The sequence below is a fragment of the Mesorhizobium sp. B2-3-2 genome, from assembly GCF_006442295.1.
Classification (GTDB): Bacteria; Pseudomonadota; Alphaproteobacteria; order Rhizobiales; family Rhizobiaceae; genus Mesorhizobium.
Map to the genome: position 1 here is coordinate 104,254 of NZ_VFWA01000007.1, position 18,641 is coordinate 122,894.

Below are 18,641 nucleotides of genomic sequence, written 5' to 3' on the forward strand. Positions count from 1 at the left end.
ACACCAGCGTCGCTGCGCCGAAGCCGTCGCGGCGTTGGGCTTGAGAAAAACTGGCGATCGATGCCCGGCCAAGACCTCTGTCCGAACAAAAAACCCCGGACGAGCCGGGGTTTTTTCGAAATCCGGAGCCGGCGCCTTTTATTCCGCCGGCGAGGGTTTCTTGCGGAACAGCGCCAGCAGATTGTCCCACAGTTCGATCTTGGCGCCCTGGCGCTTCATGATCACGCCTTGCTGGAGGATCGACAGCGTGTTGTTCCAGGCCCAGTAGATGACCAGGCCTGCCGGGAAACCAGCCATCATGAAGGTGAAGATGACGGGCATCCAGGTGAAGATCGCGGCCTGCGTCGGATCCGGCGGCGTCGGGTTCATGCGCATCTGCAGGAACATGGTGACGCCCATGATCAGCGGCCAGACGCCGATCATCAGCATGTGCGGAAGCGTGATCGGAACGAGGCCGAACAGGTTGAAGATCGACGTCGGATCGGGCGCGGCCAGATCCTGGATCCAGCCGAAGAACGGCGCATGGCGCATCTCGATGGTGATGTAGAGCACCTTGTAGAGCGAGAAGAAGACCGGTATCTGCAATGCCACCGGCCAGCAGCCGGCGAGCGGATTGATCTTCTCGGTCTTGTACAGCTCCATCATCGCCTGTTGCTGCTTCATCTTGTCGTCCGCGTATTTCTCGCGGATCTCGAGCATCTTGGGCTGCACCTTCTTCATGTTCGCCATCGACGCGTAGGACTTGTTGGCGAGCGGGAAGAAGATGGCCTTGACGATGACGGTGGTGGCGAGGATCGCCAGGCCGAAATTGCCGAGGAATTTGTAGAGCGTGTCGATGAGCCAGAACATCGGCTTGGTGATGAAGTGGAACCAGCCCCAGTCGATCAGCAGGTCGAACCGCTTGATGTGCCGGTCTTCGGCATAGGCATTGATCTTGGCCACTTCCTTGGCGCCGGCGAAGACCTCGGTCTCGACGGTAGCCGACTGGCCGGCCTCGACATTGATCGGGTCGGTGAGGAAGTCGGACTGGTAGCGGTGGCGGCCGTCCACGAAATAGCCGAAGCGCGGCTGGAACGGCTGCTTCTCGCTCGGAACCACCGTCACCGCCCAGTATTTGTCGGTGATGCCAAGCCAGCCGTCGGTCGCCTTGCCCGGCTTGACTTCCTTGTCCTTCTCTATGGACGCGTATTTGTGTTCCTGCAGGCCTTCCGCACCGGTGAAGCCAATCAGGCCTTCATGCAGCACGTAGGTGCTGGCGACTGCCGGCTTGTCGTAGCGGGTGACGCGGCCGTAATTCGACAGCGTAACCGGGGCCGAACCCGAGTTGCGCACCTCGTCGGAAACGGTGAACATGTAGTCGCTGTCCACAGAGAAGGTGCGCTTGAAGGTCAGCCCCTTGTCATTGGTGTAAGTCAGCGTCACCGGCGTCGACGGGGTCAGCGTCGGATTGCCTTCGACGTTCCACACCGTATCCGCGCCCGGTACCGTGCCCGTCCTGTCGTTGCCGACGAAGCCGATCTCGGCGAAGTAGCCGGTGGGCAGCTCCGAAGGGTTGAGCAGTTCGATCTTGGGCGAATTCTTGTCGACGGTTTCGGTGTAGTGCTTGAGCTTGAGATCGTCGAGACGGGCGCCGGTCAGGTTGATCGAGCCTTCCAGGCTCGGCGTATCGATCTTGACGCGCTTCGAAGCCGCCAGCGCCTGGTCGCGACTGGCCGCGGTGACGGTGTCGCCGCCGGGCGCGTTGGGGATGGCACCGGGAGCGGTGCCGGCCGGCGCTGGCGTTGCCGCGCCCGGATTGGCTGTCTCTGCCGCCTTCTTCTGCTCTTCCACGCGCTGCTGCTCGACGCGCGCCGCCTCGCGCTGCTGCTCGACGCGCGGGTTCATGTAGAAAACCTGCCACAGGGTCAGGATCAGCACCGACAGCGCGATGGTGATGAAGAAGTTCCGGTTGTTTTCCATCGAGAGCCCTTGGCCTATCGTGTTCCGCGAAGTCGGCGGGAGAGTTCGGCTTTCAACTGGCCGAACGGGGCGCGGAGCGCATCATCGCGCCCGACGATGACATAATCATTGCCGGGCATCATGTCATCGGCCGCATGGGTGCGCACGGCCTCTTTCAGCCGCCGCCTGACGCGGTTGCGCACGACCGCGTTGCCGACCTTCTTGGTGACGGTGTAGCCGACGCGCGGCGCTCCGCCATCGCCGCGGTCGAGGACCTCGACGAGGAAAAACCGCCCGCGGCGTTTTTCACCACGGCGGACGGCCAGGAATTCCGCGCGTTTCAGAAGCCGCTTGGGATTTTGTCCCACTGGCTTGCCGGTTGCGGGCAACGATCTTGTCTCGCTCAGGCGCTGAGCCGCTTGCGGCCGCGGTTGCGGCGAGCTGCGACGACGCCGCGACCACCCTTGGTGGCCATGCGGGCACGGAAACCGTGCCGGCGTTTGCGGACGAGTTTGGACGGTTGGTAGGTACGCTTCATTTGTTTTAATACCGCGGGGTGCGGCCCTTCTTGATTCTGTCACTCTGTAACAGGAGCTTTGCCGGGCCGGCTTTGGCGCGATCGAAACCGCGCCGGGACGAATGGCCCGAGCGTGAGCGGGCTTATAGAAAGAAGGGTTTTGGAAGTCAATCCGGTGCCGGGGCCGGTGCCGCCGGGCCCGGGAGGAGCACCTTCGGCGGCAATTATATCTCTCCGACCAAGGAGCAAATTGGCAAAAAAGCCGCAATCGCCTAATCTGGGCTGATCAAGCGATTGTGAAGACAGGACCGCATGAGCGAAACCACGCACGCCGAGGAAGGGACAGGACCAGCGCCAGCCGCCGTCCGCAGCGTCCCCTTGTCGCGCGGCCTGTCGACGAAACTGCTGCTGTTGACCATCGTTTTCGTGCTTTTGGCCGAGGTGCTCATCTTCCTGCCCTGGATCGCCAGCTACCGGCTGGCCTGGCTCAAGGAGCGGCTGAGCACCGCCGCGGCCGTATCGATCGTGCTGGTGCAGGGCGAACCGACCTCGCTGTCGCGCACGGCGCAGAACGACGTGCTCATGGCGATCGGCGCCAAGGCGATCGCGGTGCGCGACGGCGGCGTGTCGCGGCTGCTTGTGGTGGCCGACATGCCGCCGCAGGTCGATGAGCACATCGACCTCGCCAGCGTCGGCATGGTCAAGGGCATGACCGGCGCGCTCGACACGCTGTTTTTCGGCGGCAACCGGATGCTGCGCGTCTTCGGGCCGGTCGGCGACAGCGACAAGGAGTTCGAGCTGATCATGCCGGACTACAGCCTGCGCAAGGCCATGCTCATCTATTCGCGCAACGTCGCCTTCGTCTCGCTGCTGATCTCGCTGTTCACGGCGATGCTGGTCTATGCCGCGATCGACCTGATCATGATCGGCCCGATCCGCAACATGACGCGCTCCATGCTGTCCTTCTCGCAGGCCCCCGACGATCCCAGCCGGATCATTCATCCCGCCGCACGCGCCGACGAGATCGGGGTGGCCGAGCGCGAGCTATCGCAGATGCAGGAGCGGCTGCAGAAGATGCTGACCGAGCAGAAGCACCTGGCCGATCTCGGCCTCGCCGTGTCGAAGATCAACCACGACATGCGCAACATCCTGGCCTCGGCGCAGCTCATTTCAGACCGCCTGCGCCAGGTCAAGGATCCGACCGTGCAGGCCTTCGCACCGAAGCTCCTGCGTGCGCTCGACCGCGCGGTCTCCTACTCGGAAGGCGTGCTTCATTATGGCCGCACGCAGGAGCCGCCGCCTTCGCGCCGGCGCGTGCGGCTGCGCCAGCTGGTCGAGGACGTGCACGGCCTGCTCGACATCGAGGAAGGCATCGAGTTCATCAACGCGGTCGAGAAGGCGTTCGAGGTGGATGCCGATTCCGACCAGCTGTTCCGCGTGCTCACCAATCTGTGCCGCAACGCCGTGCAGGCGATGGCGGCGGACACGGAAAGCGCCGTGGTGCGCCGGCTGGCGGTTTCGGCCGAGCGCATGGGCAGCGTCAGCCGCATCGTCGTCACCGACACCGGTCCCGGCCTGCCGCCTAAGGCGCGCGAGAACCTGTTCGCGGCGTTCCGCGGCTCTGCGCGCAGCGGCGGCACCGGGCTTGGCTTGGCGATCGCGCATGAACTGATCCGCGCGCATGGCGGCACGGTGGAGCTGGTCGAATCGATTGGCGGGCGCACCACCTTCGCCGTCACCATTCCCGACCAGCCGGTGCGGCTCGACCAGGCCCGCAACGGGCTGCGCCGCCCGGCCTGAAGGCCCGGGCGCTGTTTCGCCCAGCAGACCGGTCCGGCCCGCTTTGACCTGAATGCCGCTTCGAACAATCCGGATTTCCGGCCGGATTCACCGGATGACGCGTCGAAGACAAAACTTTTGCCGGATCGGCTTGCTTTTCGCGAATTCAGTCGCTAGGGAACTGCACACATTCGCGGCCGGTCCTCGAGGATCGGATCGTGGGGTCATGGAAAGCATGACCTGATGCGCGCCCGTAGCTCAGCTGGATAGAGCACCAGACTACGAATCTGGGGGTCAGGAGTTCGAATCTCTTCGGGCGCGCCATTTCGGTACAACACGACGCCGAGTTACTCCTCGCATCTCCCTGACTCTCCGTCTGAGATTGGGGTGCTTAAGGGCGAGCGAATCCGCAGCCTTGCGGAAGCGGAAGCTACCAGCCTCCGCCACTTCGGCCAACGCAGATGTTTAAGCTCGATCGGCACGCGGCTCACACCTTCGTCTGCTCTGGCCCGAAGCGGCTCCGCAAGTGGGTCATTCCCCGCGCGTGCCTGGGAAAAGAACCGTCAGTCTTTGCTCGGCCGCCGCCCAGGCCCGCAGGTGATAGCTGCGCAGCACGAACACACTTGCAGCGAAGGCGAGCGTCCCGGCTGCCACGCCGAGAGCCATTCCCGCGCCGGCTGCCGCTGTGGCGGCTATGCCTGTAAAGACACCTGCAATGGCGCTGCTGATCACGCTCACCATGCCGGCCGTCGTCATGAAATACTGCAACGGCGATGGGCTGAGCCCCTTGTCCACGAGCACTGCCGAGCGATCGTCGTGCGTGGAATGAACGAGATAGCTTTGCATGGCGGGCGCGACTTCAACGTAGTAGTGCCGGATCCGTGCCATTCCACGGGCGTGCACCATGTCCTCGACAGCAACCTGCACGGCGCGGACGAAGGTGACCAGGCCGATAAAGAAGACGCAGGGCAGCAAGATCAGGCTGAACAGCACGAACGGCATACCCATTTTCGTGACTTGCGCCACGAATGACAGAGCGATCGCTACGCTTGAGACTGACGTGAGGAACAGATTGGCGCGCTGATTCGCCTCCTGAATCGTGGCTGCGCGGGCGGTCTGCAACACGAAGTGCTCGGTTGTCATGCACTGCAGGACTACCTGCGCGTCGTTGCCTTCTTCCGCCATGCCATCGTCCTCCGGTCGGCTCGACCACAGCGCTGCCGAAATCGCTCAGGATCGGCAAGCCGCCTTCAGTCGCGCATATCCCATGCGGGCTTGGCGGCCTTCCATAGCCGCCCCTGGAGCCACGCCGGCCCGAGGGGCTGGGTCATTCCACGCGCTCGAACACATCCAGGCTGGTCCCGAAGGCGCGCCATGCCCCAACTCTGACTATCCTGGCAGGCGCCCCTTCCGCCGATGCGGTAAGGGTCTGCCCTGCAACGGTATGCCAAAGCGTCTCGAGCTTACTTTCCCGCAGAATGCCGGTGTAGCTCACGGCCGCAGGCCCGGCCTTGCCCTGTCCCGCAGCCGTGAAGCCGATTACGTCGCCACAAACAGCGCCATGGATCGGAAGTTCCTGACCAAAGAAACTGCTGTCTTCCAACGCCGTCCTGAACGTGCCGCGGATGACGCCTTCCGCGTCGTCCTCGATGATGACGGTCGAGCCGTATTGGTTTCGCCAAGTCCCGATCCAATCTGGCATGGTGCACTCCACGAGCGGTTCGGGATCAACGTGCAGGGCCCGCACCTGTTCCGAGGCTGCCTGCGCCGCTCGGCGTCGAGGCAAACCTCTGGGCAACCGTTGCCGGGCCATGTGCGGCTCTGATGCCGCAACAGCGCCAATTCCGGCTCCCGCGTCAGCTGACGTCGATGACCACCATCAGCCCGCCGCCGCCTTTTTCCTCGGCAGCGACGCCGAAGCCGATGCGACGTTCGTCTGGCGTCGGACCACGACGCCGGAGACCGACAATGTGGATCATGCTTGAACGGATGCCACTTTCCGGCGCCGCGATTGCGAGACGGTCAGCCAAATGGCTGAGACGAGGAAATAGAAGGCGCCGAAGCCAGCATAGCCTGCGATGTTGGCGATCGAGGGCGGTGCGGACATCTGCGCTTGCGCGATGAAGAATGCGCCGGCGACAGCCGATTGGCCTCCGCTCAAGATCATGGCCCATTGGCCTCCGGCGGCTTTCCAGCGCCGGATTGCGGTTCCAAGCTGCAGCAGGCCGGAGAAGATTGCCCACACGCCGAAAACGCCGAGTACCCAATTCATGTTCATCGCCAGCGCCATGATGACTGCAAGGGCGACCACCGAACTGACTGCAACGTTGAATGCTTGCGTACGATTGGCGGCAAGCCCGCCGTTGCGGGAAGCATCGACATAATTGGCGGCTGCATCCCAGACAGGATAGGCAACAAGCAAGACAGCCGCGATGGACGCCGACTGCCGGCCGACCGTCAAAGCGGTCACGACCCAGACGACGGAAAAGGCCGCACGGGCGAGGTAATACAGCTTGAGCCACTTGTCCTGGTCATTTGAAGCAACTTCACCGCGATCGCGTCTCATTGGATATCCTTCAGGTATGGTTCAATGTGTGTCTGATGATCTCGGCCATCACGGATGGCCGAGGCGCTTGTCAAAGAGGGCTGTTTCACCCTCGTAGCCTTCATTTATCCGCCACTTTCGTCCGGGAGCCGGCGCCGGGGTACAGGCCACAGCCGTCGGCGAATGCGCCGCTTCCGGTGCATGGGAAATGTTGCCGGCATTTCGGACGAGCGGTAGGCGTTCACTGTCGCGTTCGTCCGCGCCGAACCGCTCAGCGTATCTTTCGCCAGCGTCGCCGTGATGGCCGACAGCCTGCGAACGAGCGGCGACGTGGCTCACATGGGCGGGACCACGCCATTTTTGCCGACAACGACCTGATGACCGATCGTTCCGCTTGCGGCCTTCTCGCCTGCTATGAAGACGACGGCACCCGGAACCAGATCGTCCTTGGTTGCCGGAGCGAGGGTCACGACAGGCGTGCCATCCGGGATCGCGATCTTCTTTTCCTTGCCCTGGTAGGACACGGTCACGGTGCGTCCGTCGACGTCCTTGACGGCATCGGCGACGGTTGCATTGGTCATGCTGCTGTTGGGCTTCAGATCCCACCCATAGCTTCCCTCGCCTGCGCCTTTCAACGAGGGCGGGAAGATCAGGACTTCCAGAGCGCCGTCACCGCCCTTGTCCTTCGGCAGCGAGGCAATTCCGACGAAGTCGCCTGGCTTGATATCGGCCACCTTCGCAGTGGCGACGGCAGAGATCTTCCAGCCGTCAGCCAGGGCGACGTCAATGGTTTCTCCTTCCCGCGTGTTGACCTTCAGCGTCGAAGCGCTGAAGGTCAACACGCTGCCCCTGATGTGGATCTGCTCGGCCTTCCGGCTTTGAGCCTGAGCGGGCGCCGTGATGGCGAAGGTCGCCGGGATACCGATGACCAAGAGAGCCGAGAGGAGTTTGTGAAACATAGGGAATTCCTTTACCTACTAGTTGGTAGTTTAATGCGGCGCATTTATCGATGCTCTTGTCGGGGCGACCCGTCGCTTAGCCGCCCGGCACTGATATCATTCGGGCTTCAGCCTCCGCAGGGTCGGGTCGAGAATTGTAGCAAAGACGCCAGGCTTTCCGTATGCCCGGGCCGACAGCATTGCGCCGTGAACGGTGGCCATGAGCGCCTCTGCCTCCACCGGCGCCGGACCAGAGATTTTCAGGGAGCCTTGTTGTTCGCCGCGTTCGATGACCGACGTCAGCCACGCCGAGAGAAACTGAAAATACGCCCGTACCTCCGAGGCGACCTCGTTCGGAAGCGCTGGAAGTTCGCTTGCCAGCAGCGCACATACGCAGAACGGGATGCTTGCATCCTCGATGCATCTGGCCCAATAGCCCGCGTAGGCCTGAACGAGTTCGAGCGGTTCAGGCACGCTGCGCTCGAGATCGGCCATGCCGGCTTCGGCGTTCTCGCGGTAACGCGACACAAGCGTACGCACCAGATCGACCTTGCTGGGGAAGTGGTGGTGGATGCTGGCCTTGCGTATGCCGACCACGGCCGCGATGTCTGCGTAGCTGAATCCGTTATAGCCGCCGGCGATGATCAGCTTTTGTGCCGAGGCCAGAATCTCGTCAGATGTCGTCGAAAAGTTGCTCATATGGTCTGTCTACCTTCTAGTAGGCAGACTGTCAAGCGGACGAATGCCCCGCAATTGACGGGAGAGCGTCGACTGCAATCCCGAGCTTCCTTGCAAGGCAATCAACCAGGGGGCCGCCCGGCCGGCTGAGGGCCAACGGCTAATCTTGCAATTTTTCGATCAAGGTCGAGCATTATTGTTTTCGGCAACACGGGACACTGCGCGGCCACCCTCGTACCAGCCTTTGGAGTGGTTCACGATCCAGACCACGGAGAGCATGACCGGCACTTCGATCAGCACGCCGACGACGGTAGCGAGCGCCGCCCCCGACTGGAAGCCGAACAGGCTGATGGCGGCGGCGACCGCCAGTTCGAAGAAGTTCGAGGCGCCGATCAGGGCCGAGGGGCCGGCGACGCAGTGCTGCTCGCCGGAGATGCGGTTGAGCAGGTAAGCGAGCCCCGAATTGAAATAGACCTGGATCAGGATCGGCACGGCCAGCAGCGCGATGATCAGCGGCTGCGCCAGGATTTGCACGCCCTGAAATCCGAACAGCAGCACGAGCGTGGCGAGCAAGGCCATGAGCGAGAGCGGCTGAAGCCGTTCCAGAAATCGCTTCAAGGCGGCTTCGCGGCCCGCCGCGAGCAGCCGCCGACGCAGGAGTTGGGCACCGATGACCGGCACGACGATGTAGAGCGCGACGGAAAGGACGAGCGTATTCCAGGGCACGGTGATGGCCGAGAGGCCGAGCAGCAAGCCGACGATCGGCGCGAAGGCGAAGATCATGATGGTGTCGTTAAGCGCGACCTGGCTCAGCGTGAAATGCGGTTCGCCTTTCGTCAGGTTCGACCACACAAAAACCATCGCTGTGCAGGGCGCGGCCGCCAAGATGACAAGGCCGGCGATATAGCTGTCGATCTGGTCGGCCGGCAGATAAGGCCGAAAGAGATACCCTATGAACAGCCAGCCGAGCGCCGCCATCGAGAACGGCTTCACCGCCCAATTGACGAACAGTGTCACACCGATTCCGCGCCAATGCTCCTTCACATGGCCGAGCGCGGCGAAGTCGATCTTGACCAGCATCGGCACGATCATCAGCCAGATCAGTGCCGCGACCGGCAGGTTGACCTTGGCGATCTCGGCCTCGCCGACGGCGCGGAAGACACCTGGCATGAGATGGCCAAGCGCGATGCCGGCGACGATGCACAGCGCCACCCACACGGTCAGGTATTTCTCGACGAAGCCGATACCGGATCGGGCCTCGCCCGCGTTCAAAGCATGATCGGTCATGATGCTTTCCTTGCTCAGCCGGCTCTGGGAAGATTGCGGCCGATTTCATTCAGCCGCTTCTGCAAGGCGAGCTTGTCTACCATGTTGATCGGCAGGCTGACGAAGATCGAGATCCGGTTGTTCAGCATGCGATAGGCTTCGGCGAAGGCCAGGTGCTTTTCGGCATCGGTGCCTTCCACGTCAGCCGGATCAGGCACGCCCCAATGCGCGGTCATCGGCTGCCCCGGCCAGACCGGGCACGATTCGTTGGCGGCGTTGTCACAGACCGTAAACACGAAATCCATTTGCGGTGCGCCGGGAACCGCGAACTCTTCCCAGTCCTTCGAACGAGCAAAAGAGGTGTCGTAGTTGAGGTTCTCCAGAAGCTGCAACGTAAAGGGGTGAACCGCTCCCTTCGGATGGGATCCGGCCGAATAGGCCTGGAACCTGCCAGCACCGACACGATTGAGTATCGCCTCGGCGATGATCGACCTTGCCGAATTTCCCGTGCAGAGGAAAAGAACGTTGTATGGCTCGCTCATGGCGTGCGCCCTCCCTTCTAGCATTTGCAGGTCACCGCCTGGATTACCGGCTGACAGAGTTCCGGCGCGCCATTGCAGCAGTCTTCCATGAGATAGGCGAGCAGATCGCGGAATCCGGTCATGTCGGCGACGTAGCGGATTGTGCGGCCGTCGCGCTCGGCGCGGACGAGGCCGGCATGATCAAGAACCTTGAGGTGTGCCGACATCGTGTTCTGCACGATGTTCAAGCGGGAAGCGATCTCGCCGGCGGGGGTCCCCTCGGCGCCCGCCTGGACAAGCAGGCGAAAGACCTCGAGCCTTGTATCCTGGCCGAGTGCCGCCAAAGCGAGGAGCGCTGATTTTTTATCCATGTATCCACACATCCAGAACTAACGGTTCGTAGCACCAACGTATGACGGCCGGATGACAAATAGGCAAGCGCGCTCATCGCGTTTGAAGCTGGGGCAGGAGTTCGGAACCGCAACGCGGGCGCGGACCGAATGTCGGATATTCATTGCCGCGATCACTCCTGAGCCGGCGACAAAAAGATGCATGACCTCCAGGACAGGCATTCGGGTTGCTCAACGCACTCGTTGCGGCCTTCGCCGCCAGCCGTTAAACAGAGACTGACACACGAACGTGAGAAGCGGCCGTGAGCAAACCGACACAGCGAATGGTCGAGACCAACGGCATCCGCCTCAACGTCGCAGAGCAGGGCGACGGCCCTTTGGTGCTCTTGTGCCACGGCTTTCCCGAATCCTGGTATTCCTGGCGCCATCAGATGGGTGCGCTCGCGGCGGCGGGCTTTCACGCCGTCGCCCCCGACATGCGGGGCTATGGCAAGAGCGATCGGCCGGAGGCGGTCGAAGAGTATACGCTCTTCCATCTGGTCGGCGACATGGTGAGCCTCCTCGACGCCCTCGAAACGCCCACCGCCATCATCGCCGGCCACGACTGGGGCGCCGTCGTCGCCTGGCACGCGGCGCTGCTTCGCCCCGACCGGTTCCAAGCCGTCATCGGCCTCAGCGTGCCGTTCCGGCCGCGCGCCAAGGCGCGCCCGACCAGCCTGATGCCGCGAACGACGGACTCGCAATTCTACCAGCTCTATTTCCAGCAACCCGGCATTGCCGAGGCCGAGCTGGAGCGGGACCCCCGGACCACGGTGCGGGCCATGCTTTACGCCGCATCGGGGGATGCCCCGAACACGAGCGCGGGTGGAATCGGCATGGTTCCACATGGCGGAGGCTTCCTGCAAGCCGTCGAGGCGCCGCCGGGCCTGCCGCCCTGGCTCAGCCAAGGCGACCTCGATTTCTACGCCGGCGAGTTCCAGCGCACCGGTTTTTCCGGAGGCCTCAACTGGTACCGCAACATCGACCGGAACTGGGAGCTGATGGCGCCCTTTGCGGGCGCGCGGATCAAGCTTCCCGCGCTCTATATAGCGGGCGACCGCGATCTGGTGGTCGCCTTCCCCGGAATGGATCAGTTGCTGGCCAATCTCGGAAATTTCGTCCCGCAACTCCGCGATATGTTGATGCTGCCCGGCTGCGGGCACTGGACCCAGCAGGAACGCCCGGACGAGGTCAACGCCGCGATGATCCATTTCCTCCGGAGCTTGCGGGAACAGCGCTGACCCTAGGACACGACCGGAGCGGAAATCATGGAGACGAGCGTAAAGAGATTTTTTGAACGCTATCAGCAGTTCTTCAAGGCGTCGCTTGGCGGCAGCATGGACATGGATGAGGCCGCATCGCTCTACACGTCGGAGTTCATAGCCGCCTCGCCTGCCGGCGTCGTGACCGGAAAGAACGACGATCAACTCAAGCAAGTCATGGCCCAGGGCTATGCCCACTACCGGGCAATCGGAACGAAAGAGATGCGGATACGCGATATCCGCATCTCGCCGATCGACGAGCATCATTGCGTTGCCCATGTTGCATGGACCGCGACCTACGCCCGCAAGGGCCAAGCGGATGTCGGGATAGATTTCGACGTTCACTACCTTGTCCGGAAACTCGACGGGGAGCCGAAGATATTCGGATGGGTGTCGGGCGATGAGCAGGCGCTGCTGAAGAAGCACGGCATCGTCTGAAGTCCGCCGCTCCATTGTGGTCAGCCGGCGCGCGCCCCTGGCGCTTCCGGCCGGAGATAGACCGTCAGGCAGCAGCAACAGATCGCCAGTCCGGCGATCGGGTATCTCAGGGCGACGACCGCCGCCAAGCCGAAAAGGCACAGCGTCACGATCGAGCGGATGCGCATGACCTTGCGCACCTTGGGCGGGACGGCGTCGGCCGGCATCGGGTCGATGAGTTCCCGGATCAGGAGAATGTAGGTCAGGTTCACCAGGAAGAAGACGACCGCGTAGAACGCCACCGGCTGCGGGGCCAGCTCGCTGACCGCCATCCAAGCGGTCGCCAGCGGCAGCAGCGACACCGAGAACAGATGCGCGAAATTGTACCACATCAGGCTGGTCGTCGCCGCCGTGGCGTGGCGCAGGAGATGATGGTGGTTCGCCCAGACGATGGCTATGAAGAGATAGCTTACGCCGTAGCTCAGCCATGTCGGCCACAAGGCCAGCAGCGCGGTGAAGGTCGGCAATTCCGGTGGGCGCAGGTCAAGCACGAGCACGGTGATGAGGACGGCGAACACGCCATCCGAAAATGCGCTCAATCGCTCGAGCCCGGCCGAAGGCAGCACGCGGGACCGTCCCTGTCGCTCTATCGCTTTATCGCTTTATCGCATCCGTCGCTATATAGCGCCGTCGCCGGGACATCCATACCGTCGTCGCGAGTCTTGTCGGCGCTGGCTCCGGTAAACCGCTTGCCTGTCTCGGCGGCTGACGATTGGTCCACGCGCCCATCGGCGCGCCGCTGAGAGCGCCCGCATCATCGGCGGCGAGCCAGCGTTCGATCAATCCAGACGAGACCTTCGCCGGCGGCGACGAAACACAGGGCAATCACGACACTGTTTGCCGCCACACGCGCCCAGCCGACCGCCGAGACGTCAATGAACGGATAGGCGTAATGCCCCTCGGCGGCACCCCGGGCCAGGGCGTAGACCAGGTAAGCCACGGGATAGAGCGCCCAAAGCAGCGGGTCGCGCCAGGAGAGCGCTCCCTTGCGCGTGAACAGAAACCATGAAAGCGCCGCCAGAATGGGATTGAGCTGATGGAGCAGAAAGTTCGCCTCCGCGCTCGCGCCGGCCAAGGTACGCAATCCTTGCAGCAGCAAGGTAAAGATCACGCCGACCAGAACGATGGCGGAAACCACGCCCGCCATCAGCCGCGGATGATCGAAATGCTTTCCATTGATCGCAAGGGCGGCGAATACGGCAGCGACAAGGGCGTTGGTCAGAATGGTGAAGTAGCCGCTTAGCGTCCAGGCGGCGCCGGCAATGGACGCACCTTCCTTGATCAGGGTGCCGAATTCCAGCCCGATGCCAACACATGCGGACAGGCAGATCACCAGGGCGAGCGAGCGGGACATCAATATCCAACCCCCTTTCAACCCGTACATCACTGGACGAGCCGCACCAACGCAAGCGCAAAACTTGCCGTCGCCGCCGGTCGGCCCATGAGCGGTAAGCCCGGAGGCGAGACCGATCCGCCCGCTCACGACGCCTTGGCCAGAAAGCTCTGGTAGTCCGATTTGGCCTGCAGCAGGCGCAGCACGTTCTCGCGCGAGCCGCGCACATGGGCGCGCGCCAGGGCGCCGGCGCGCTTGGCGTCGCCGGCGCAGATCGCTTCGACGATCTCGGCATGCTCGTCGCGGGCGATCTTCCATTCGTCGAGCCACAGCAGTTCCGTCCAGACATAATGCTGGCACTTGTCGAGGATGCCGCACAGCATGCCGTGCAGCATCGTGTTGCCGCTGATTTCGGCGATGACGCGGTGCAGGTCGATGCCGACTTCAAGCTCCTGGAATTTTTCCCTTGTGGTTCGATCCGCAATGGCGGCCAACCGCTCGCATTCGGCCAGCATGGCGCGCAGTCGCGCCTTGTCTTTCTCGGTGGCCGCCGCCGCTGCCAATTCGGTGGCGTGGCCGTCGAGCAGTTCGCGGATGTCGAAGGCCTCGCGGAACATGTTGATGTCAAACTCGGTGACGGCGTAGCCCTGCCGCGGCCGGCCGGTGACCAATCCGTCGCGCTCGAGGCGGTTGAAGGCCTCGCGCACGGGTGTGCGGCTGACATTCAGCTTTGCCGCAATGTCGCTCTCGGTGACGCGCGCGCCCGGCGGGATCTGGCCGGTCACGATCATGGCCTTGAGCGCGGAATAGACCGAGTCGCGCAGCGTGTTTTTTGTTTCCTTGGCCAAGGTCCGTATCCAGTCTCCGGTCTGTGCCGGAAATCGTTGTGTTTCACGCGTAGCTGTATTCAAACTCGGCGCGTTTTGCCATTCCCCGAACAGGGTCGGTCGCCCCAAGACCCTGCCGAGCGGAGTTGACTTCGCTGATCCCCGAGGTACACTCAAAATTGTATACAAAATCGCATGCGAAATCAAAAACAATGGGAACACCGGTTGGAGAACCGACATGAACAGCACGAAAAACGTTAGCGTCGTGGCCGTAGCGGGCCTCATGGCAGCGGTCGCGGCACCCGCCGTGGCAGGCGACACCATCACCGTCGCCTCATGGGGCGGCACCTATCAGGAGGCGCAGGGCAAGGCATTCTTCAAGCCGGCCGCCGATGCGCTCGGCATCACCATCAAGGAAGACACCACCAACGGCCTCGACGACGTGCGCCTGCAGGTGACAGGCAATGCGGTGAAGTGGGACATCACCGAGCTCGGCGCCGACGAATGCGCGCGCGGCTCGAAGGAAGGGCTTTTCGAAAAGCTCGATTACAATCTCATCGACAAGAGCGGCATCAATCCCAAGCTCGTGCATGACGATTGGGTCGGCATCTCCTATACCTCCGTGGTGCTCGTCTACCGGACCGATGTGTTCGGCGACAAAGGCCCCAAGACGTGGGCCGACTTCTGGAACGTGGAAAAGTTTCCCGGACGGCGTGCGCTGAGCAGCAGCCAGGCGACGGAGACGCTGAGCGTTGCAGCCCTCGCCTCGGGCCTGCCGATCGACAAGGTCTATCCCGTCGATATCGACGGCGCGCTGAAATCGGTCGACAAGATCCGTGGCCATGTCGATGCCTGGTGGACCTCCGGCGCGCAGGCCATGCAGCTGGTGAAGGACGGCGAGGTCGACATGGCGAGCATCTGGAACGGCCGCGCCGGCACCTTGAAGAAGGAAGGCGCGCCCGTCAGCTTCTCCTTCGACCAGGGCGTGCTCACCGCCGACTGCATGGTCATTCCCAAGGGCGCCAAGAACAAGGAGGCCGCGATGAAGGCGCTGGCGATGTTCGTCAGCCCGCAATTGCAGGCCAACCTGCCGCTTTATGTCGACAACGGACCAGTCAACGAGAAGGCCTTCGAGACCGGCAAGATCCCCCCGGAGCGGATCAAGGACATCAACTCGTCGCCGGAGAACGTCAAGAGGCAGGTGCTGCAGGATGCCGAGTTCTGGCGCGACAACCTCGTCGAGGCGACGGAGAAGTTCAACAATCTGATCCAGCAATAGGCGGGAACCCTGAGATGGCGGGGCGGCTCGAGGTGCCCTGCTTTTTGGAGTCTCTGCCTGGGAGAAAACAATCTTGTCCATTGCGCCATCCGCGCTGCCGATCGGCATGCGCGCGATCGAGAAACGATTTGGCTCCGTATCGGTGCTGCGCGACCTCAACCTCGACGTCGCGGCGGGCGAATTCCTGACGTTGCTCGGCCCTTCCGGCTCCGGAAAGACGACGCTGCTGATGATCCTGGCGGGGTTCGTGCGGGCCAATGCCGGCTCGATAAAGGTCGGCGACGAGGAGATCATCACCACGCCGCCGCACAGGCGCAATATCGGCATGGTGTTCCAGAATTATGCGCTGTTCCCGCATATGAACGTCTTCCACAACATCGCCTTTCCGCTGAAGCAGCGCCGCGTTCCGGCCGCCGAGACGGTGGAGCGCGTCGAGAAGGCGCTGGAGCTGGTGAAGTTGCAGGGCCTCGGCGAACGGCGCGTCGACCAGCTCTCCGGCGGCCAGCGCCAGCGCGTGGCGCTGGCGCGCGCCATCGTGTTCGAGCCACGCATCGTGCTGATGGACGAGCCGCTGTCGGCGTTGGACAAGGGGCTGCGCGAACACATGCAGATCGAACTGCGCGCCCTGCATCGGCGGCTCGGCATGACGACTGTCTATGTCACGCACGACCAGCGGGAGGCCATCACCATGTCGGACCGTATCGCCGTCATGAATGCCGGGCGCATCGAGCAGCTCGACAAGCCCGAAACCCTCTACGCCGCGCCGCGCACCCGGTTCGTCGCCGGCTTCATCGGGGAATCGAATTTCATCCCCGTCGAATGTCGCAGCGGTTCGGCCTGGTACGAGGACAGGCAAATCCACACCGCGGCGCCGGCGCCGGCGTCGGGCCAGCAGCTGATGGTGGTGCGGCCGGAAAAGCTGCGGCTGCTGGCCAATGCCGAGCCGGTCAGGGGCGTCAACGTGCTCAGCGCCACGCTCAGTGACGTCATCTATCAGGGCGACAGCTTCATCTGCTACGCCGTGCTGCGCGACGGGAGGCAGCTGACATTGCGCGACTATTGCCGCAGCGACGTGCTGGCCAGGTTGCCGGCCGCCGGGCAGCCTATCGCGCTTGGCCTCGATGCGCAGGATACGATCCTGGTGGCGGCGGACTGATGAGCGTGCAAACGGCCGCGATGGACGAGACAATCGACGCCATGGCTCAGGACCTGAACGCGTATGCGCTGCGCGCCGACGCGCGGCGCGAGCAGTTTCGGCTGCTGGCGCTGCTGTCGCCAAGCCTGTTCCTCGTCTTTGCCATCATCATCGTGCCGATCGGCTGGCTGTTCTGGCTGTCGCTGTTCGACGAGGCCGGCGTCTTGAGCGCCGCCAACTATGCGCGCTTCTTCGAGCAGGCCTCCTACATCAAGACCTTCCTCACCACCTTCAAGGTCGCCTTCATCGTCGCCGCTGCCTGCGTGCTGCTGGGCTATCCCTTGGCCTATATGTTGTCGCAACTGCCGCGCCGGGCGGCGTCGATCTGCTTGATCTTCGTCATCCTGCCGTTCTGGACATCGGTGCTGGTGCGCACCTATGCCTGGCTGGTGATTCTGCAGCGCAAGGGGCTGATCAACAGCTGGCTGATCGACCTCGGCGTCATCAGCCAGCCGCTGCCGCTGGCCAACAATTTTTCCGGCGTCGTCATCGGCATGACGCATATATTGCTGCCGTTCCTGGTGCTGCCGCTCTACGCCTCGATGAAGACCATCGACACCGACTGCCTGCGCGCCGGGATGAATCTGGGCGCCGGCCCGGTCTCCACCTTCCGCCAGATCTTCTTTCCGCTGTCGCTGCCCGGCCTCGCCTCCGGCGTGGTCATCGTCTTCGTGCTGTGCCTCGGCTTTTTCGTCACCCCGGCGCTGATGGGCGGCGGCAAGGTCGTCATGTGGGCGATGCGCATGGAACAGACCACCAGCCTCTATTCCAACTGGGGCGCCGGCGCGGCGCTGGGCGTCGTGCTGCTCGTGGTCACGCTGGCGCTGCTCGGCCTGTTCCAGTGGCTGCTCGGCGCGCGCGCCACAGGTGTGTGGAGTTCGCGATGAACGGAGATGTCGGCCTGCCGATCTCGCACCGGCAACGTCTGTGGCTCTACGGCCTGGGCGGCCTCGTGCTGTTGTTCCTGATCGCGCCGTCGGTCATCATCGTCATCATGTCGTTTTCGGATTCGACGCTGCTGCAGTTTCCGCCGCAGCAATGGTCGCTGCGTTGGTACCAGACCTACTTCCAGTCGCTGGAGTGGCGCGACGCGACGGTCGTCTCGGTCAAGGTGGCCGTTATGACAGCGCTGGTGGCGACGCCGCTCGGCACCGCCGCCGCCTATGCCGTCAACCGGGGCACGCTGCGCTTCAACGGCACCATCAACGCGCTGATGACGGCGTCGCTGATCGTGCCGGTGATCCTGATCGGCATCGGCACCTTCTTCCTCTACGCGCGCATCGGGCTCAACAACACGCTGACCGGCCTGGTCATCGCGCATACGGTGCAGGCGCTGCCGCTGGTGGTGCTGACGGTGCTTTCGGGCCTGCGCTCCTACGACATGAACCAGGAGCGCGTGGCACGCAGCCTGGGCGCGGGACGTCTCGCCGCGTTTTGGCAGGTAACCATGCCGCAGATCCGCTTCTCGATCGTCTCGGGCGCGCTGTTTGCCTTCATCACCTCCTTCGACGAAGTGGTGGTTTCGCTGTTCATATCGGGCGGCGAGACGACGACCCTGACGCGCCGCATGTTCAACGCGCTGCGTGACCAGATCGACCCGACGATCGCTGCCATCTCGACCTGCCTGATCGTGCTGTCGGTCGTGCTCTTGTCGGTGGCGCAGATCTTCGGCAGGCGGCATTGATTTCACCGGACCA

22 protein-coding genes and 1 tRNA gene are annotated in these 18,641 nt (G+C 63.1%); 8 read left to right on the forward strand and 15 right to left on the reverse strand.

Translation table 11 applies throughout. The features are described from left to right. Window positions 1–138: 138 nt before the first annotated feature. The 3 genes from yidC to rpmH are packed head-to-tail and all read right to left on the reverse strand — an operon-like array spanning window position 139 to window position 2,476. Window positions 139–1,959, reverse strand: a complete 1,821-nt coding sequence (gene yidC, locus FJ964_RS18100) for a membrane protein insertase YidC (RefSeq protein ID WP_140551651.1) — start codon at window positions 1,957–1,959, stop codon at window positions 139–141. Window positions 1,960–1,973: 14 nt separating this feature from the next. After that, entirely contained in the window at window positions 1,974–2,327 is a 354-nt protein-coding gene (rnpA, locus tag FJ964_RS18105) for a ribonuclease P protein component (protein ID WP_140514294.1), read from the reverse strand. A gap of 14 nt (window positions 2,328–2,341) precedes the next feature. Further along, complete coding sequence (rpmH, locus tag FJ964_RS18110; RefSeq protein WP_008833937.1) at window positions 2,342–2,476, reverse strand: 50S ribosomal protein L34; 135 nt, start codon at window positions 2,474–2,476, stop codon at window positions 2,342–2,344. A 291-nt stretch (window positions 2,477–2,767) separates the two neighbouring features. Between rpmH and FJ964_RS18120 the strand changes: the two genes are divergently transcribed. Together FJ964_RS18120 and FJ964_RS18125 are read left to right on the forward strand one after the other, a co-directional pair. Further along, window positions 2,768–4,255, forward strand: coding sequence for a HAMP domain-containing sensor histidine kinase (locus FJ964_RS18120; protein ID WP_140551653.1), 1,488 nt, complete (start codon window positions 2,768–2,770; stop codon window positions 4,253–4,255). Between the two features lie 226 nt (window positions 4,256–4,481). Further along, window positions 4,482–4,558 (forward strand) — tRNA-Arg (locus FJ964_RS18125). Window positions 4,559–4,765: 207 nt separating this feature from the next. Here FJ964_RS18125 and FJ964_RS18130 read toward each other — a convergent pair. The 9 genes from FJ964_RS18130 to FJ964_RS18165 form a co-directional block, all read right to left on the reverse strand. Beyond that, window positions 4,766–5,419 carry a hypothetical protein gene (locus FJ964_RS18130; protein WP_140551654.1) on the reverse strand — a complete coding sequence of 218 codons (654 nt, stop codon included), beginning with the start codon at window positions 5,417–5,419 and terminating at the stop codon, window positions 4,766–4,768. Between the two features lie 142 nt (window positions 5,420–5,561). Continuing rightward, complete coding sequence (locus FJ964_RS18135) at window positions 5,562–5,936, reverse strand: avidin/streptavidin family protein (protein WP_140551655.1); 375 nt, start codon at window positions 5,934–5,936, stop codon at window positions 5,562–5,564. Window positions 5,937–6,090: 154 nt separating this feature from the next. Beyond that, complete coding sequence (locus FJ964_RS31675; RefSeq protein WP_263493428.1) at window positions 6,091–6,213, reverse strand: hypothetical protein; 123 nt, start codon at window positions 6,211–6,213, stop codon at window positions 6,091–6,093. After that, window positions 6,210–6,800, reverse strand: a complete 591-nt coding sequence (locus tag FJ964_RS18140; protein WP_140551656.1) for a DUF308 domain-containing protein — start codon at window positions 6,798–6,800, stop codon at window positions 6,210–6,212. Before FJ964_RS18140 ends, FJ964_RS31675 begins: the two co-directional genes overlap by 4 nt. Window positions 6,801–7,114: 314 nt before the next feature. Continuing rightward, window positions 7,115–7,738: a hypothetical protein gene (locus FJ964_RS18145; RefSeq protein WP_140551657.1), complete on the reverse strand. Its 624-nt coding sequence runs from the start codon at window positions 7,736–7,738 to the stop codon at window positions 7,115–7,117. A 96-nt stretch (window positions 7,739–7,834) separates the two neighbouring features. After that, window positions 7,835–8,416 (reverse strand): TetR/AcrR family transcriptional regulator, encoded by a 582-nt coding sequence (locus tag FJ964_RS18150; protein WP_140551658.1) that lies wholly within the window; start codon window positions 8,414–8,416, stop codon window positions 7,835–7,837. 159 nt (window positions 8,417–8,575) lie between these two features. Next, window positions 8,576–9,640: an ACR3 family arsenite efflux transporter gene (gene arsB / locus FJ964_RS18155; RefSeq protein WP_181172518.1), complete on the reverse strand. Its 1,065-nt coding sequence runs from the start codon at window positions 9,638–9,640 to the stop codon at window positions 8,576–8,578. Between the two features lie 56 nt (window positions 9,641–9,696). Next, window positions 9,697–10,203: an arsenate reductase ArsC gene (locus FJ964_RS18160; RefSeq protein WP_140551660.1), complete on the reverse strand. Its 507-nt coding sequence runs from the start codon at window positions 10,201–10,203 to the stop codon at window positions 9,697–9,699. A gap of 17 nt (window positions 10,204–10,220) precedes the next feature. Then, a complete protein-coding gene (locus FJ964_RS18165; RefSeq protein WP_140551661.1) occupies window positions 10,221–10,553 on the reverse strand; it encodes a metalloregulator ArsR/SmtB family transcription factor in 333 nt (110 codons plus the stop codon). 281 nt (window positions 10,554–10,834) lie between these two features. Between FJ964_RS18165 and FJ964_RS18170 the strand changes: the two genes are divergently transcribed. Beyond that, window positions 10,835–11,812: an alpha/beta hydrolase gene (locus FJ964_RS18170; RefSeq protein ID WP_140551662.1), complete on the forward strand. Its 978-nt coding sequence runs from the start codon at window positions 10,835–10,837 to the stop codon at window positions 11,810–11,812. Window positions 11,813–11,839: 27 nt separating this feature from the next. Beyond that, window positions 11,840–12,271 (forward strand): nuclear transport factor 2 family protein, encoded by a 432-nt coding sequence (locus tag FJ964_RS18175; protein ID WP_140551663.1) that lies wholly within the window; start codon window positions 11,840–11,842, stop codon window positions 12,269–12,271. A gap of 20 nt (window positions 12,272–12,291) precedes the next feature. On the opposite strand, the gene FJ964_RS18180 is transcribed toward FJ964_RS18175, so the two are convergent. The 3 genes from FJ964_RS18180 to FJ964_RS18190 form a co-directional block, all read right to left on the reverse strand. Then, the gene (locus tag FJ964_RS18180; protein ID WP_246676195.1) at window positions 12,292–12,849 is read right to left on the reverse strand and encodes a TMEM175 family protein; all 558 of its coding nucleotides are present in this window, start codon (window positions 12,847–12,849) and stop codon (window positions 12,292–12,294) included. A 215-nt stretch (window positions 12,850–13,064) separates the two neighbouring features. Continuing rightward, the gene (locus FJ964_RS18185) at window positions 13,065–13,664 is read right to left on the reverse strand and encodes a Pr6Pr family membrane protein (protein WP_210243370.1); all 600 of its coding nucleotides are present in this window, start codon (window positions 13,662–13,664) and stop codon (window positions 13,065–13,067) included. A gap of 125 nt (window positions 13,665–13,789) precedes the next feature. Then, window positions 13,790–14,491, reverse strand: coding sequence for a GntR family transcriptional regulator (locus tag FJ964_RS18190; RefSeq protein ID WP_181172512.1), 702 nt, complete (start codon window positions 14,489–14,491; stop codon window positions 13,790–13,792). Window positions 14,492–14,708: 217 nt separating this feature from the next. Between FJ964_RS18190 and FJ964_RS18195 the strand changes: the two genes are divergently transcribed. The 4 genes from FJ964_RS18195 (at window position 14,709) to FJ964_RS18210 (ending at window position 18,628) form a co-directional block, all read left to right on the forward strand. Further along, window positions 14,709–15,749, forward strand: coding sequence for an ABC transporter substrate-binding protein (locus FJ964_RS18195; RefSeq protein WP_140551665.1), 1,041 nt, complete (start codon window positions 14,709–14,711; stop codon window positions 15,747–15,749). A 73-nt stretch (window positions 15,750–15,822) separates the two neighbouring features. Next, window positions 15,823–16,905 carry an ABC transporter ATP-binding protein gene (locus FJ964_RS18200; RefSeq protein ID WP_140551666.1) on the forward strand — a complete coding sequence of 361 codons (1,083 nt, stop codon included), beginning with the start codon at window positions 15,823–15,825 and terminating at the stop codon, window positions 16,903–16,905. After that, a complete protein-coding gene (locus tag FJ964_RS18205) occupies window positions 16,905–17,831 on the forward strand; it encodes an ABC transporter permease (protein ID WP_140551667.1) in 927 nt (308 codons plus the stop codon). The genes FJ964_RS18200 and FJ964_RS18205 overlap by 1 nt, the downstream gene beginning before the upstream one ends. Next, window positions 17,828–18,628: an ABC transporter permease gene (locus FJ964_RS18210; RefSeq protein WP_140551668.1), complete on the forward strand. Its 801-nt coding sequence runs from the start codon at window positions 17,828–17,830 to the stop codon at window positions 18,626–18,628. Before FJ964_RS18205 ends, FJ964_RS18210 begins: the two co-directional genes overlap by 4 nt. Window positions 18,629–18,641: the final 13 nt, after the last annotated feature.